This window comes from Halomonas sp. GXIMD04776 (assembly GCF_049808615.1).
In the GTDB taxonomy this organism is placed as follows: domain Bacteria; phylum Pseudomonadota; class Gammaproteobacteria; order Pseudomonadales; family Halomonadaceae; genus Modicisalibacter.
In genome coordinates this window covers 1-15,761 of record NZ_JBNCAN010000018.1, presented here as the reverse complement: position 1 = coordinate 15,761, position 15,761 = coordinate 1, and the positions used below count along the sequence as shown (strand labels likewise).

At 58.6% G+C, this 15,761-nt stretch carries 12 protein-coding genes; 9 read left to right on the top strand and 3 right to left on the bottom strand.

What is annotated here, in order from left to right; translation table 11 throughout:
- Positions 1-43 precede the first annotated feature (43 nt).
- On the top strand, positions 44-1,675 hold the full coding sequence (locus tag ACPF7Z_RS12835) for an NAD+ synthase (protein WP_425193648.1): 1,632 nt from the start codon (positions 44-46) through the stop codon (positions 1,673-1,675).
- Positions 1,676-1,799: 124 nt separating this feature from the next.
- Here ACPF7Z_RS12835 and ACPF7Z_RS12830 read toward each other — a convergent pair whose 3' ends face one another.
- Positions 1,800-2,609 (bottom strand): outer membrane protein assembly factor BamD, encoded by an 810-nt coding sequence (locus ACPF7Z_RS12830; RefSeq protein ID WP_425193647.1) that lies wholly within the window; start codon positions 2,607-2,609, stop codon positions 1,800-1,802.
- Between the two features lie 99 nt (positions 2,610-2,708).
- On the opposite strand from ACPF7Z_RS12830, the gene rluD reads away from it, so the two are divergent.
- The 3 genes from rluD to clpB all read left to right on the top strand — a co-directional run bounded on the left by rluD (position 2,709) and on the right by clpB (position 7,185).
- The gene (gene rluD, locus ACPF7Z_RS12825) at positions 2,709-3,668 is read left to right on the top strand and encodes a 23S rRNA pseudouridine(1911/1915/1917) synthase RluD (protein WP_425193646.1); all 960 of its coding nucleotides are present in this window, start codon (positions 2,709-2,711) and stop codon (positions 3,666-3,668) included.
- Positions 3,665-4,420 (top strand): peptidoglycan editing factor PgeF, encoded by a 756-nt coding sequence (gene pgeF, locus ACPF7Z_RS12820; protein ID WP_425193645.1) that lies wholly within the window; start codon positions 3,665-3,667, stop codon positions 4,418-4,420. Before rluD ends, pgeF begins: the two co-directional genes overlap by 4 nt.
- Positions 4,421-4,599: 179 nt before the next feature.
- Positions 4,600-7,185 carry an ATP-dependent chaperone ClpB gene (gene clpB, locus ACPF7Z_RS12815; RefSeq protein WP_425193644.1) on the top strand — a complete coding sequence of 862 codons (2,586 nt, stop codon included), beginning with the start codon at positions 4,600-4,602 and terminating at the stop codon, positions 7,183-7,185.
- Positions 7,186-7,263: 78 nt separating this feature from the next.
- Here clpB and ACPF7Z_RS12810 read toward each other — a convergent pair whose 3' ends face one another.
- Entirely contained in the window at positions 7,264-8,346 is a 1,083-nt protein-coding gene (locus ACPF7Z_RS12810) for a hypothetical protein (RefSeq protein WP_425193643.1), read from the bottom strand.
- A gap of 219 nt (positions 8,347-8,565) precedes the next feature.
- Here ACPF7Z_RS12810 and ACPF7Z_RS12805 point away from each other — a divergent pair, with 219 nt between their 5' ends.
- The 3 genes from ACPF7Z_RS12805 (at position 8,566) to ilvN (ending at position 12,466) form a co-directional block, all read left to right on the top strand.
- Positions 8,566-9,690, top strand: coding sequence for a helix-turn-helix transcriptional regulator (locus tag ACPF7Z_RS12805; RefSeq protein ID WP_425193642.1), 1,125 nt, complete (start codon positions 8,566-8,568; stop codon positions 9,688-9,690).
- A 560-nt stretch (positions 9,691-10,250) separates the two neighbouring features.
- On the top strand, positions 10,251-11,975 hold the full coding sequence (locus ACPF7Z_RS12800) for an acetolactate synthase 3 large subunit (protein WP_425193641.1): 1,725 nt from the start codon (positions 10,251-10,253) through the stop codon (positions 11,973-11,975).
- Positions 11,975-12,466 (top strand): acetolactate synthase small subunit, encoded by a 492-nt coding sequence (ilvN, locus tag ACPF7Z_RS12795; RefSeq protein ID WP_425193640.1) that lies wholly within the window; start codon positions 11,975-11,977, stop codon positions 12,464-12,466. The genes ACPF7Z_RS12800 and ilvN overlap by 1 nt, the downstream gene beginning before the upstream one ends.
- Positions 12,467-12,510: 44 nt before the next feature.
- Here the strand turns inward: ilvN and ilvY are convergent, their stop codons facing one another.
- Positions 12,511-13,395 carry an HTH-type transcriptional activator IlvY gene (gene ilvY, locus ACPF7Z_RS12790; RefSeq protein WP_425193639.1) on the bottom strand — a complete coding sequence of 295 codons (885 nt, stop codon included), beginning with the start codon at positions 13,393-13,395 and terminating at the stop codon, positions 12,511-12,513.
- Positions 13,396-13,542: 147 nt separating this feature from the next.
- Here ilvY and ilvC point away from each other — a divergent pair, with 147 nt between their 5' ends.
- Together ilvC and pssA are read left to right on the top strand one after the other, a co-directional pair.
- Positions 13,543-14,559 carry a ketol-acid reductoisomerase gene (gene ilvC, locus ACPF7Z_RS12785; protein WP_425193638.1) on the top strand — a complete coding sequence of 339 codons (1,017 nt, stop codon included), beginning with the start codon at positions 13,543-13,545 and terminating at the stop codon, positions 14,557-14,559.
- Positions 14,560-14,724: 165 nt separating this feature from the next.
- The gene (pssA, locus tag ACPF7Z_RS12780; protein WP_425193637.1) at positions 14,725-15,567 is read left to right on the top strand and encodes a CDP-diacylglycerol--serine O-phosphatidyltransferase; all 843 of its coding nucleotides are present in this window, start codon (positions 14,725-14,727) and stop codon (positions 15,565-15,567) included.
- Positions 15,568-15,761: the final 194 nt, after the last annotated feature.

Here is a 15,761-nt window from a genome sequence, read left to right as displayed (position 1 = left end):
AAAGCTCCTATCCGTTCCAGCCAATTAAAGGAAACGATTCGCCATGCAAGACCTGACGCTGGTCATGGCCCAACTGGACCCCCTGGTGGGCGATATTCCCGGCAATGCCGAGCTTGCTATCGAGACGGTGCGCGAGGCGTGTATCGAGCACAAGGCCGATGTGGTCGTGCTGCCCGAGTTGTTTCTCACCGGCTATCCCCCCGAAGATCTGCTGCTACGTGGCTCAATGGAAGACCGATTGGAGGAAGCCCGGGAGCGCATGGCCAAGAAGATCGTGCGGGATGTGATGGTGATCGTCGGCTATCCCGGGCGTCGCAGGAAAGGATATTTCAATCTGGCCGGTGTGCTCTACAACGGTGAGTGGGTCGGCGAGTACGCCAAGCAGGCGCTTCCCAATTATCTGGTGTTCGACGAACATCGCTATTTCACACCGGGTCGCCAGCCGCTGGTGATCGAGCATCGGGGGGCGCGGTTGGGTATCCTCATCTGCGAAGATCTCTGGGAAGGCAAGCCGGTGCGCAAGGCTCAGGAAGCCGGCGCCGATATCCTCGTGACTCTCAACGCCTCGCCCTTCCACCAGGACAAGCCCGCCGAGCGCCTTGCGTTGTTTGCCGATCGAGCCCGTGAAGTGCAGCTTCCAGTAGTTTACGTCAATCAGATCGGCGGGCAAGACGACCTGGTATTCGATGGGGGGTCGCTGGTGGTAAGCGCCGAAGGCGATCTGCGGGTGCGCGCGCCGCATTGGCAGGTGGGACTGATGCCGGTGCGCTTCGTCAAACGTGATGGGCGTTGGGAGCCAGAGACAGGGGAGTGCGAAGCCCTGGGCGACAACGAGGACAACCTCTACTGCGCCCTGGTCACGGGGCTACGCGATTATGTCAACAAGAGCGGTTTTCAAGGGGTGGTGCTGGGACTCTCCGGCGGCATCGATTCCGCCCTGTCGCTGGCCATCGCCGTGGATGCGCTGGGCCCCGAGCGAGTCCAGGCGGTGATGATGCCGTATCACTATACCGCCGATATCTCCCGGGCAGATGCCGCCGAGCAGGCACGTTTGCTCGGAGTGCATTATGAGGTGATGCCGATTGCGCCGATGGTCGAGGCCTTCACCGAGACTCTAGCCGATAGCTTTGCGGGAAGTGAGCGGGATACCACCGAGGAAAATCTGCAGTCGCGTTGTCGTGGCGTGTTGCTCATGGCCATTTCCAACAAGAAGGGGTTGATGGTGCTGACTACCGGCAACAAGAGCGAGATGGCGGTGGGCTATGCCACGCTCTATGGCGATATGGTGGGCGGTTACAATGCCTTGAAGGACGTCTACAAGACCTGGGTCTATCGTCTGGCCAAATGGCGCAACACCCAAGGGCTGGTGATTCCTGAGCGGGTCATCACACGCCCGCCCTCTGCGGAGTTGGCGCCGGATCAGCAGGACAGCGATTCCTTGCCGGGCTACGATATCCTTGATGCGATTCTCGGGCGTTACATCGAGAGAGATATGAGCGCCGAGGCGATCATCGAGGCAGGGTTTGCCGCCGAGGACGTCTACAGAGTAGTGAAGTTGGTCGATCGCAGTGAATACAAGCGCCGTCAGGCGCCTCTCGGCGTACGGGTGACGGCCCGCGGTTTTGGTCGCGATCGGCGTTATCCCGTCGTCAATGGCTGGCAGCCAGGTAATTGAGCCGTGTCAGCGCCGTGAGCTAAAAGAGTAGCCCTGCCGATTGGCAGGGCTTATCGCTTCAAGACTTCTTGTTCCCAGGCTTTTTATTTATTTCCAGAGTCTGATAAGGGGCTCGATATCGATATCAGCTGTCAAGACTAAGCGGTTTGGCCTTGACGTGCTCCGGTTCGAAGGTGCGGCCATCCAGGTGCCGGTTGTCCGGATCGTTCTCGATCAGGGTCGCCAACGCTTCCCGGGCGCGGTCGCGCATATCCATGCCGAGATAGCCTTCTACCATGACTGCCAGAGCATCCCGGGTAGCGGTGGATTGCGGGTAATGCTCGATGACCCAGCGGCCACGCTCGATGGCGGCGACGTAGGCACCCTTACGCAGATAGAAGTCGGCCACCTGCAGCTCGCTGCGGGCCAACACGTTGCGCAGATAGATGATGCGTTGACGCGCATCGGCGGCGTAGGGGCTGTCCGGATAACGCCGGACCAGCTCGCCGAAATCGACATAGGCATCCCGCGAAGCGCCGAGATCGCGTTTGGAGATGTCGATCAGGTTTAGACTCTCGAGGCTGAAACGCCCCGCCTGATAAGCAGCAAGACCACGCATGTAGTAGGCGTAGTCGACCTGGGGGTGATCCGGGTGCAGACGGATAAAGCGACTGGCGGCGGCCCGGGCGGCTTCCCAGTTGTCCACCTTGTAGTAAGCGTAGATCAGCTCGAGCTGTGCCTGTTCCGCATAGCTGCCGAAGGGAAAGCGAGTATCCAGAGCTTCAAGCTGAGTGACGGCGCTGCTGTAGCGCCCGGCATCCAGCGATGTCTGGGCCTTCTGATAGAGCTCCTGCTCCTGTAAATCCGGGGCTGCCTCGTTGCTGGCGCAGCCCGCCAGCAGGGTGGCGGAAAGCAACAGGGTAGCCAGAGTAGTCGCGCGCATCGTCATCCTCATATCGGGCAATCTGCGGTGGCCATGCTAGAATCGGCCGAATTCGGCTCACTATAAAGCAAAGCCCCACAGGGGCGAAACGTCACAGGCCACAAGAACGCTATGTCAGAGACCGTTCATCGCGACGAATCCATTCCCGAAGCCATGGTCGGCATGCGCCTCGACCAGGCCGCGGCGGAACTACTGCCCGATTTTTCCCGCGAGCGGCTGAAGAGCTGGATCAAGCAAGGCGCGCTGACCCTGGACGGCGTTCAGGCCAAACCCAAGGACAAGGTTTACGGAGGCGAGCGACTGGCGTTGCACGCGGTGCTCGAGGAAGAAACGCGCTGGGTGCCCCAGGCGATCGCCTTGGATATCGTCTTCGAGGACGACGATGTATTGGTCATCGACAAGCCGCCAGGATTGGTGGTGCACCCGGCGGCGGGCAATCCGGACGGCACCCTGCTCAATGCGGTGCTGCATTATTGTCCGGCGTTGGCTGCCATACCGCGAGCAGGCATCGTGCATCGTCTCGATAAGGACACCAGCGGCTTGATGGTCGTCGCCAAGACGCTGCAGGCGCAGACCTCGCTGGTCGAGCAGCTCCAGGCGCGCAGCGTTTCTCGTGAATATGATGCGGTCGTCATCGGCGTCATGACCGCCGGCGGCACGGTGGACGCGCCAATCGGGCGTCATCCCAAGGATCGCAAACGTCAGGCGGTCACTGACTCGGGCAAACCGGCGATCACCCATTACCGCGTTGCCGAACGTTTTCGCGGTCATACGCATGTGCGTTGCAAGCTGGAAACCGGACGCACCCATCAGATTCGTGTGCACATGGCCCATCGGCGCTTCCCCTTGATCGGGGATGCGCTCTACAGCGGCCGCTTCAAATTGCCGGCCGGGGCCTCCGATACCCTCAAGGAAATCCTGCGCGAGTTTCCCCGCCAGGCCCTGCACGCGCGCAAGCTGGCATTTATTCATCCACGTCATGACAAGTCGATGGAATTTCGCGCCGATTTGCCGGACGACCTGCTGATGCTTCTCGACTACTTGAGAGTCGACAGTGAGGAGCGCACATGAGCGAGCAACCGACGCTTTTGTTGCCCGACTGGCCGTCGCCGAGCACCGTTGGCGCCTTCATCACCACCCGGGAGACCGGGCCCAGCCAGGGGCCCTTCGCCGCTTTCAATCCGGCACTTCATGTGGGTGATGATCCGGCCAAGGTGGCGCACTGTCGTGATCTGCTGGCCGAACAGATAGACGACGAACGCCCTCTGTTGTGGCTCGATCAGGTGCATGGCGCCAATGTCGTTCAAGGCTATTCCGCGGAGTTTGCCAGGACGTTGCCCAAGGGCGATGCCGCGGTGGCCTTCGACAAGCACTATGCCTGCGTAATACTTACCGCCGATTGTTTGCCGGTGTTCCTGTGCGATCGCCAGGGGAGCCGTGTCGGACTCGCTCACGCTGGTTGGCGTAGCCTGGCGGGGGGTGTTCTAGAGGCCAGCGTTGCAGCGTTGGGATGTGCTCCGGAAGATCTGATGGCCTGGCTTGGCCCGGCCATTTCAAATGCTCAATTTGAAGTGGGCCGGGAGGTATTCGAGGCCTTCGTTGCGGTTCAGCCCGAGGCAGCTAGTGCCTTTGAACCCAGCCCCTATCGGCTCAACCACTACATGGGTGATCTTTACCGATTGGCGCGCCTGCGGCTGGAGCGCCTGGGGGTCTCGCATATCAGCGGTGGCCATTTTTGCACCGCTTGTGAATCGCGTTTTTATTCTTACCGCCGGGACGACGGTGTGACCGGGCGGATGGCCAGCGTGATCTGGCTGAGATAAGGAAAAGCTGACTTATTGCTATGCGTGATATCTTTTCATTTTGATCTCGATCAATTGCGCTGCTGCTTTCGCTACCCACCGACTTGAAACCCTCCCAACATACCTCCATTGAATATGTCAACGTAAATGAAGGCCGCAAGGCGCGTCCAAACGCGCCTTGCCCCTGAGGGAGGAATTCGATGCGAATCGACCGCATGACCAGCAAATTGCAGAACGCCCTGGCCGAGGCCCAATCCCTGGCGGTAGGCAGCGGCCACAATCAACTCGATCCTGGCCACTTGGTGGCCGCACTACTCGATGCCCAGGATAGCGGCATCAAGGGGTTGGTGCAGAAGAGTGGCGGTGACATCGCCAAGCTGCGCGATGGCCTGGCCGACTATCTGGACAACCTGCCCGAGGTGGGGCAGTTCGACGGCAACGTCAATATGAGCCAGGATCTGGCGAGGTTGTTCAATCTGGCCGACCGAGAAGCCCAGAAACGCGGCGACCAGTACATTGCCAGCGAACTGGTGCTGCTCGCGGCCCTGGAAATGAACCACGCCATCACTCGCGTGTTGACCCAGGCGGGCCTGACCAAGAAAGCGGTACTGGCTGCCATCGACAGTCTTCGCGGAGGTGCCAAGGTCGACGATGCCAACGCTGAGGAAAACCGCGAAGCGCTGGACAAGTACACCTTGGACCTTACCGCCCGGGCCACCGAGGGCAAGCTCGATCCGGTGATCGGCCGGGATGACGAGATCCGCCGCACGATCCAGGTGCTGCAGCGGCGTACCAAGAACAACCCGGTGCTGATCGGCGAACCCGGGGTGGGCAAGACCGCTATCGTCGAGGGACTGGCCCAGCGCATCATCAACGGTGAGGTGCCGGAAGGGCTCAAGGACAAGCGGGTGCTGTCCCTGGACATGGGGGCGCTATTGGCCGGTGCCAAGTTCCGGGGCGAGTTCGAGGAGCGCTTGAAGGCGGTACTCAAGGAGCTGGCCCAGGAAGAGGGCCGGGTGATCCTGTTCATCGATGAGTTGCACACCATGGTCGGCGCCGGCAAGGCAGAAGGATCCATGGACGCCGGCAATATGTTGAAGCCGGCCTTGGCTCGCGGTGAGCTGCACTGCGTGGGCGCCACGACCCTGGACGAATACCGCAAGTACATCGAGAAGGATGCCGCTCTGGAGCGCCGTTTCCAGAAGGTGCTGGTGGACGAGCCGACCGAGGAAGACACCGTCGCCATCCTGCGCGGCCTCAAGGAGCGCTACGAGGTGCACCATGGGGTCGATATCACCGATTCGGCGATCATCGCCGCGGCCAAGCTGTCGACCCGCTACATCACCGATCGCCAGTTGCCGGACAAGGCCATCGACCTGATCGATGAGGCGGCCTCGCGCATCCGCATGGAACTGGATTCCAAGCCGGAGGAGATGGATCGTCTCGACCGCCGCCTGATTCAGCTCAAGATGGAACGTGAGGCGCTGAAGAAGGAGACCGATGAGGCCTCGCGAAAGCGCCTGGAAGGGCTTCAGGGTCAGATAGACGAACTCGAACGCGAGTATGCGGACCTCGAAGAGGTGTGGAAGTCCGAGAAAGCCAGTATCCAGGGGGCGGCCCAATTCAAGGCGGAGCTCGAGCAGGCGCGCATCGATCTCGAGGCGGCACGTCGCCAGAGTGATCTAGGGCGCATGTCCGAGCTGCAGTACGGGGTCATCCCGACGCTGGAGAAGAAGATCGCCGAGTCTGGCGAAGGGGAGGCGGCGGATACCTCCAAGCATGTGCTGCTGCGCTCCAACGTCACCGAGGAGGAGATCGCCGAGGTCGTCTCGCGCTGGACCGGTATTCCCGTGTCCAAGATGCTCGAAGGCGAGCGCGACAAGCTGCTGCGCATGGAAGACGCGCTCCACGAGCGGGTGATCGGCCAGGACGAGGCGGTCAATGCGGTGGCCAATGCGGTACGTCGTTCCCGAGCGGGGCTTGCCGATCCCAACCGTCCCAACGGCTCTTTTCTGTTCCTCGGCCCGACCGGGGTGGGCAAGACCGAGCTGTGCAAGTCGCTGGCCAATTTCCTCTTCGACACCGAAGAAGCCATGGTGCGCATCGATATGTCCGAGTTCATGGAGAAGCACTCCGTGGCGCGGCTGATTGGGGCGCCTCCCGGCTATGTGGGTTACGAAGAGGGCGGTTATCTCACCGAGGCGGTACGCCGCAAGCCCTATTCGGTGTTGCTGCTGGACGAGGTCGAGAAGGCGCATCCGGACGTCTTCAATATTCTATTGCAGGTACTGGAAGACGGTCGCCTCACCGACGGCCAGGGACGTACCGTGGATTTCCGCAATACGGTGATCGTCATGACCTCCAACATGGGCTCCGACATCATCCAGCGGCTGGGCGGCGATGACGCGGACTATGAGGTGATGCGGGCATCGGTCATGGAGGTGGTGGGTAATCACTTCCGTCCAGAACTGATCAACCGCATCGATGAAGTGGTAGTCTTCCATGCGCTCGGTCAGGAGCAGATTCAGGCCATCGCCAGCATCCAGCTCGACCGGCTACGGGGTCGACTGGCGGAGCACGATCTCTCACTCGAGATCAGCGACGATGCCATGGCGCAGTTGGCGGTGGTGGGCTTCGATCCGGTCTTCGGCGCGCGGCCGCTCAAGCGGGCCATCCAGAACCGCATCGAGAACCCCTTGGCACAGGATCTGTTGGCGGGTCGTTTTGCTCCCGGTGATACCATTCGCGTGAGCACCGAGGACGACCATCTGAAATTCGACAAATGATGTCGTTCAGAACGTTTTTTTCCTCCTTGGCCCGCCGTTCCCGGCGGGCTTTTTTGTCGATGAAAGCGTCACACCTGATTAGCGGCTCAGTTGCCAGTGCATACGAGTGCGCCAGCGTCCGCCTTCTCCAGAGAAGCGCCAGTTCCACGAGCTTGAGCGCGCGGTACCGCTACTGCCCCAATTACCGGTGTAACTGTTAATTGTCGCTCTTCTCGTCCGCGACCCGAGTATGTCGTCCTCATTCGTGAACAGTCTGGCTAGCCAGTCCATGATGTTATCCAGGAAACCTTTCACCGCGTTGGCGATGATCCTTGCCACATGCGGAGGAATCACCACGCCCAAGGCTTCCCCGGCAGCAATAACCCCTCGGGCGATCAGTTCCTCGGTAATCTTTGCCTTCGCATACTCGCGCGCGGCATCAAGGAACTCGTTCCAACCGCCCTCATCGCGCTCGATGGCATACACACTCACCGAATAAGCTTTTGGAAACCGATTGCCGCCCTCGGTGATCCGAAACCAATGGATCGTCTTGTCATTGAAACTTTTTTTGCCGCCTTCCTTGATGCTGCCAAGGTTATAATATCCTGAGGTGACATCGCCGGTTTCATCGATGCCGACGGTAGCCAGCGAAACCTCGTCGACCTGATTGAAGGTGAAAGGCCAGACATGACGTTCATCTTGGCTGTCCTCGACGCGAAGAGACTCCAGCTTCAGGTCGAGGCGGCGATAGCCGTCCGTTCCAGGCGGCTCCCTTTCCTCAAGCTGGCGAAAAGCTGTCGGTGCCAGCCGAAAATTCGCCTGTATGCCGGATGGAATCAGTTCGGCTCGAAAGCTGGCGCGATCTAGAAGCCCCTTGGTCGTGACCTCTAGGGTTAACGGGTCGCTGATCTTGAGTTCGGTCAGCGGTCCCAGCACCTTAACGCGCTGTGCCAGATCCAGATCCTTCTGACGGTGAAAATAACCCGTCATAAGCTTCCTCTTGCTCTCGGGAATCGCCTCCAGGAGTTTGGCGACATGCGCCTCGTCCGTTCCCTCGCGGCGCATATCGAGATTGACATAGCGCTCGCCGGCCAGCAGAAACGATTGAAACAGGTTGTCACCGAGGGCGATGCCGACTTTCGAGAGTTCCAGGTCGGACTCGGTATTGTTCTTGACGGTCATGACACTATCTCCCTGCTGAGTTGAAGAGGGCAGTAGCTAAGCGCTGAAACCCAAATCATCAGTGGCTACCTAATGCCCACAGGTCAGTAATAACAATTAGGTAACGGGAAAAACGTCACCTCTAATGCTACATTATTAGTGCCGTATAGTTATATTTAGGCAGCGCAAGCTTACAGGGGGGGTGGCGCCGGTCTCGTTATCGACGCGCTTTGAAACATCATGAATCCGCTCGCTAGTGCCGAGGCGCGTATCAAGCAGCTTTGCTGCCTAGGGTTGGGTGGCGAAGTGATAATGCCGGCAATACTGGAAGAGCTGCACAACCTTATCCCCTCCTATACCAATTGCTTCACTTGGTCGGGTCCTGAAGGTGAGATGAGCAACAGCTATGCGGAAAATATGGACGAGTTGTTGCCACTGCTACCTCTCTATTTCGAGGAAATGTATAACCGGCGGGAAGAGGAGGTGGTGGCTTCCTTCCGCGATGTGATGCGCGGTCGAGTTAATGTTCACAAGACCGTATTGCTGCTCGAGGATATGCTCAAGGACGATCGCCGCAGTTATTATCGCCACGACTATTACAATCTGTTTCTTCGCCCTGCCAATTTGCATCGCAGCATCAATGTCGTCGTACGTGAAAATGGGATCGCGCTTGGCGGCTTCGGATTGCACCGTACGGAGAGAGATAGCGAATTCAGGTCCGATCAGCTAGGCTCGCTGGAACGCTTGATGCCCTTTATCGCCCATGCGCTGACGGCTGCGCCTCGCTGTGAAGAGTTGCTGGTGGACAGTGAACGGGAAGGTTTTATAATCGCTGATCACGAAGGCCGGATACATCATTTTTCCGAGGAGGCGCATCGACTGTTGATCATGGCGACACGGCCGGTTATCTCTTGGCAGACTCACAGCGACGACCTGCGTTTGCCTGATCCAGTCGCACAACTGTGCAGGCGTCTGACTACCGTTTTCACCAGCGGCATGTTTGCCAGCACCCCGCCTGTTTACCGTCATCGCAACAATCTGGGTGGCTTTATCTTTCGCGCCTATTGGCTGAATAATGATGGCCTCCATCAGGCGGAGCCAGAGCCCTCATCGCTGGTCGGTGTCCATGTACGCTATCAGGAGCCCAAGACAGTACGGATACTTCGCCGACTTCGTGATATGCCTTCTCTATCACGCCGCCAAATGCAGGTTTGCCTTTTGTTGGCGACCGATATATCGACCGAGCAAATCGCCGCACAGATGAACATGAGCAAGCATACCGTCGTGAGCCATACGCGACGGATTTACGATAAACTGGACGTGAATAACCGTGGCCAGTTGCTGGCTAAACTCACGTCACTTTGAGTCGTTATCCCACAGGGTTGCCTGTCCGCTCAAGCGTGCCATCTAGAGCCGGATCGAGAACCTGCTGGCCCGGGATCTGCTGACCGGTCGTTTCGCTTCTGGCAATATTATCCGCGTAAGCTCCCAGGACGGCCATCTGAAATTCGACAAATGATGTCGTTCAGAACGCTTTTTCCTCCTTGGTCCGCCTTTCCCGGCGGACTTTTTTGCGTCGCAACATGGTTGGCCGGTTGACAGTTTCGGGCAGCTAATGGAATCTTGACGGTTCCTGATTGTGGGCGCGGCAATATCGGGCGATCCTCGAGCGCTGCGTGAAGGGTAGGTGCGAGACCTCTACCCGCCTTGCAAGGATTTCCAGGCATGGGCTAACCGTCCATTCTGGCCCAACCCCGACGCGGCGATCCGTCGCGATATAGAGTGCAGGCCCTATCCGGGCCGTATAACGCCAGGGTTTGGCATCAGGTGCCGGCGTTGCCGGCAGCGGCGTATTGCCGCACTCGATTTTCGTCACCCATTCCGGGGGCGAAATGGCACTCGAGACCTCCAGGGGAGAAATAACTGTGGAACTGCTTTCCGGCGCCGATATGATCGCCCGCTTCCTGAAGGATGAGGGCGTTGAGTACATCTATGGCTATCCTGGCGGAGCCGCGCTGCATATCTATGATGCGCTGTTCCGTCAGGATGACGTCAAACACATTCTAGTGCGTCACGAACAGGCCGCTACCCATGCGGCCGATGGCTATGCGCGGGCATCCGGTAAGCCCGGTACCGTGTTGGTCACCTCCGGGCCCGGCGCGACTAATGCCGTGACCGGTATCGCCACCGCCTATATGGACTCGATTCCAATGGTGGTGCTGTGCGGCCAGGTGGCCAGCCACCTGATCGGTGAGGATGCCTTCCAGGAGACCGATATCATCGGCGTGACCCGGCCGATCGTGAAGCACAGCTTCTCGATCCGTCATCCGTCTGAGATACCGACGGTACTCAAGAAGGCCTACTATCTGGCGGCTTCGGGGCGTCCCGGGCCGGTGGTTGTGGACATTCCCAAGGACATGACCGCGCCCACCGAGCGCTACGAATACGTCTATCCGAAGAAGGTCAAGCTGCGCTCCTACAATCCGGTCACCCGAGGACATTCCGGCCAGATCAAGAAGGCCGTGGAGCTGATGCTCAAGGCACGTCGCCCGGTGTTCTATACCGGTGGCGGGGTGGTCACCGGTGATGCCTGCGAAGCGCTGACCGATCTGGTGCGACGTCTCGGCTACCCGATCACCACCACGCTGATGGGTATCGGGGCTTATCCGCAGAGCGATCGCCAGTCACTGGGCTGGCTGGGCATGCATGGTTCCTACGAGTCGAACATGGCCATGCACCATGCGGATCTGATCATCGCCATCGGGGCGCGCTTCGATGATCGCGTGACCAACAGCACCTCGAAATTCTGTCCGACGGCCAAGATCGTGCATGCGGACATCGACCCCAGTTCGATCTCCAAGACCGTGCGCGCGGATGTTCCGATCGTGGGGCCCGCCGGGAGCGTCATCAGTGAGATGATCAGCCTGGTGCAGGACCGCGAACCGAGTAATCCGGAGGCACTCATCGAGTGGTGGCAGAAGATCGACGGCTGGCGCGAGGAGCGCTATGGCAAGCTCTATGAACCCGCGGAGCCGGGGGAGCCGATCAAGCCTCAGCAGGTCATTGAGGAAATCTGCCGCATGACCCGCGGCGAGGCCTTCGTCACTACGGATGTCGGTCAGCACCAGATGTTTGCCGGCCAGTACTACAAGTTCGACAAGCCTCACCGCTTCATCACGTCCGGGGGCTTGGGCACCATGGGATTCGGATTTCCGGCGGCCATGGGCATCAAGCAGAGCTATCCAGATGATGACGTGGTCTGCGTCACCGGCGAGGGCAGTTTCCAGATGATGATGCAGGAGCTTTCGACCTGTAAGCAGTACGGTATCGGTGTCAAGATCGTCAACCTCAACAATGGGTCGCTAGGCATGGTGCGTCAGTGGCAGGATTTGAACTACAAGTCTCGCCACGCCCACTCCTACATGGAGTCACTGCCGGATTTTCAAAAGCTGATCGAGGCCTATGGCTTCACCGCGCTCAGAGTGGAGCGTTACGAGGATCTCGAGCCGGCGCTCGAGCGAACCTTTGCGGACAAGAACGAGCTGGTGTTCCTGGACGTTTACGTCGACCCGCGCGAACACGTCTATCCGATGCATGTGCCTCTTGGTTCCATGCGTGACATGCTGCTTTCGAAGACGGAGCGGACCTGATGCGTCATATCATTTCGATTCTGTTGGAAAATGAGCCTGGTGCTCTGTCTCGGGTAGTGGGGCTCTTCTCCCAGCGTAACTTCAACATCGAGTCGCTCAATGTGGCGCCGACAGAAGACGGAACCCTGTCACGGCTGACCGTCACCACGGTAGGAGATGATCGAGTCGTCGAGCAGATCACCAAGCAGCTCAACAAGCTGATCGATGTGGTCAAGCTGGTCGACCTGACCGAAGGCAATCACATCGAACGGGAGCTGATGCTGGTCAAGGTCAAAGCCTTGGGCGCTCAGCGCGATGAGGTCAAGCGTACGGCGGACATCTTCCGAGCCCAGGTGGTCGACGTCACTCCCAGCGTCTACACTGTGCAGATCACCGGCGATGCCGGCAAGCTGGACGCTTTCGTCCAGGCCATGGCGCCGATCGGTATTCTCGAAGTAGCGCGTACCGGTGTGTCGGGCATTGCCCGCGGCGACAAGATGCTCAGCCTGTGAGCGTCTACTGGCAATCATCGAGCCGCCTTACCACGGGCGGCTTTTTAGTGCCCAGTCTGTCCCCAAAGTGCATGGATCAACGGGTTCTTGAGTCGCTTCTCCGTCACGCATAATCCGACATCGAAAGGCGCCAGGGCAGGCTGGATATCGAGTAGACGTACCCGGTCGGCCAGCGGACTGTTATCGAGAACGATCTTGGGCACCACGCCGATGCCGAAGCCCAGTCCGACCATGCTGACGATAGCCTCGTTTCCTCCCACCTGGGCGTATATGTGTGGCTTGATACCGAGTGCTTCGAACCAGGCATCGGTACGCTCCCGGGCCAGCCCTGCCTCTGAAAGAATCATGGGTGCGCGAACCCATTCGCTTGTTTGGGGTGGGGACGTAATAGAAGGCACCCAATCTGCGGGCTCGTCCGGGGCGATGAAGACCAGAGGCGATCGGGCGATGGGCTTGAAGGCGAGCTGCCGGGGAAGTGTTTCAGGGCACGCCGTGATGGCCATGTCCTCGTCGCCGCCAAGCACGCGAGGAATGGCGTCCGCTGGATCGCCGGTATGCAGTTTGAGTTCGATGCGCGGATAGCGCAAACGAAACTCACTGAGCAGTTCGTAGAGAAAGCTGTAGCTGGCGGTGACCGAACAATAGATACTTATTTCCCCGGATAACTCGCCGGATTCGCTCATCAAGGCGTGACGCATCAATTCCCACTGTTCCAGGGCCTCCCTGGCGTACTGCTGGAACAGTCGGCCTTCCCGGGTCAGTTGGACGCTGCGATTGTTTCGTTCGAAAAGAGTGACACCCAAGTGGGCTTCCAGTTGTTGAATCACTCGGCTTAACGTCGAGGGGCTGACATGGCAGCTATCGCTGGCGCGACCGAAGTGTAGGGTCTCTGCCAGGGCCAGAAAGTGTTTCAGTGGTCTGAAGTCCATGGTTGCGTTGCATCTTGTGAATTGCAGTGTTGCAAATATAGCGTTTTACGCAACGTCATGCCTGGCGTATCGTGACCTCACGTTAAACCATTCGTCACGCGAATCGGCCATGCGACCGCTCGCGTTCACCATATAAAGGAGTTCGGCATGCGCGTTTATTACGATAAGGATTGTGATCTTTCCCTGATTCAGGCCAAGAAAGTCGCCATCGTTGGCTATGGCTCCCAAGGTCACGCCCACGCCAACAACCTCAAGGAATCCGGTGTGGACGTGACCGTGGCGCTGCGTGCGGGGTCTTCTTCCGCGGCCAAGGCCGAAGCGGCGGGTCTCAAGGTCGCGTCCGTGGCCGAGGCCAGCAAGGAGGCGGATGTGGTCATGGTGCTCGCCCCGGACGAGAATCAGAAAGCCATCTACGAGCGCGATATCGAGCCCAATCTCAAGCAAGGGGCGACCCTGGCCTTTGCCCACGGCTTCAATATCCATTACAACCAGATCGTGCCTCGTGAAGACTTGGACGTCATCATGATCGCGCCAAAGGCGCCGGGGCACACCGTGCGATCTGAGTTCACACGGGGCGGTGGCATCCCCGATCTGATCGCCATCCAGCAGGATGCCTCCGGGCAGGCCAAGGAAACAGCGCTTTCCTATGCCGCAGCCATCGGCGGTGGGCGTACCGGTATCATCGAGACGACGTTCAAGGATGAAACCGAGACGGATCTCTTTGGTGAGCAGGCGGTGCTCTGCGGTGGCACCGTGGAGTTGGTCAAGGCAGGTTTCGAAACGCTGACCGAAGCAGGCTACGCGCCGGAAATGGCATACTTCGAGTGCCTGCACGAACTTAAATTGATCGTCGATCTTATGTATGAAGGCGGCATCGCCAACATGAATTACTCCATTTCCAACAATGCGGAGTATGGCGAGTACGTCACCGGTCCGGAAATCATCAATGATCAGTCTCGCGCCGCAATGCGCAACGCCCTCCAGCGCATCCAGTCTGGAGAGTATGCCAAGATGTTTATCCAGGAAGGTGGTACCAACTATCCGTCGATGCATGCGCGGCGCCGACTCAACGCAGATCATCCGGTCGAGCAGGTAGGTGCCAAGCTTCGCTCGATGATGCCCTGGATCGCGGCCAACCAGTTGGTCGACAAAAGCAAGAACTGATCGGTTCGCTGAATCGAAAAGAAACATCGAGTATGTAAGAAAGGCGCGGAATCTCCGCGCCTTTTGACGTCATGGGCCTGGCAATCTGTGACGCTATACGCCTATCGTTAAAGGCGACACAGTGTAAAATGATGATTCATGCCCCACGGCAACGGAACGAGATCTATGACTCAGCATTCGAATCAGGAAGAATCCTCATCTCCCCAAACAGCATCGACCAGCCAGGAATTTTCCAGTTTTACAGAGGAAGTGGATGTCGTTGAGGACACAGTAGAGGATGGCAAGAAAACGCGTCGTCGAGGTATCTATCTATTACCCAACCTGTTCACTACCTCGGCGTTATTTTCCGGTTTTTTTGCCGTCGTGGCCTCGATCAACGGTGATTTTGCAGCGGCAGCCATCGCTGTGTTCGTCTCAATGGTGCTCGATGGCCTGGATGGGCGCGTAGCGCGCTTGACCAATACTCAAAGCGAATTTGGTGCCCAGTACGATAGCCTGGCCGACATGCTTTCGTTTGGAGTGGCGCCGGCCATCGTGGCATTTGCCTGGATACTGCAGGACATCGGCAAGATTGGTTGGATTGCTGCCTTCGTCTACGTAGCCTGCTCGGCGCTGCGGCTGGCGCGCTTCAACGTACAGATCGGCTCGGTGGACAAGAAATGGTTTATCGGTCTACCCAGCCCCTCCGCAGCGGCGCTGGTGGCCGGCTGTGTCTGGGTATTTCATAATTTCGATGCCAATGCCTTTGGCTTCAAGGTGCTCATGACCTTCGTCGTTGCTGCTGCGGGTGTGTTGATGGTCAGTAATATTCGTTATTACAGCTTCAAGGACGTGGATGTTAAAGGTCCGGTCCCCTTCGTGGCCTTGTTGGCCATCGTGCTAGGCTTCGTTGTCATTTCGCTCGAGCCTTCGGTTATGTTGCTGACGTTATTCAGTTGTTATGTCGCCTCGGGGCCCATCATGGCGTTAATGCGCAAGCTGCGTCGCAGCAAGAAGCAAGTCGGATAAATTTTTCGTCTCAAGGGCTTGTCAGGCCCGGTCGAGATCCGTAAAGTACGCATCCGCTGCTGCCGACGAGGGGATACCCGAGAGGCATCGGCCGGCTCTTTAACAATTGATCAGGTAATTCATGTGGGCGCTTGTGAGCGATGCGGTGAGCAGTCACCGAAATCGAGGCAAGCGACTCGTCGAGACGTTTGACC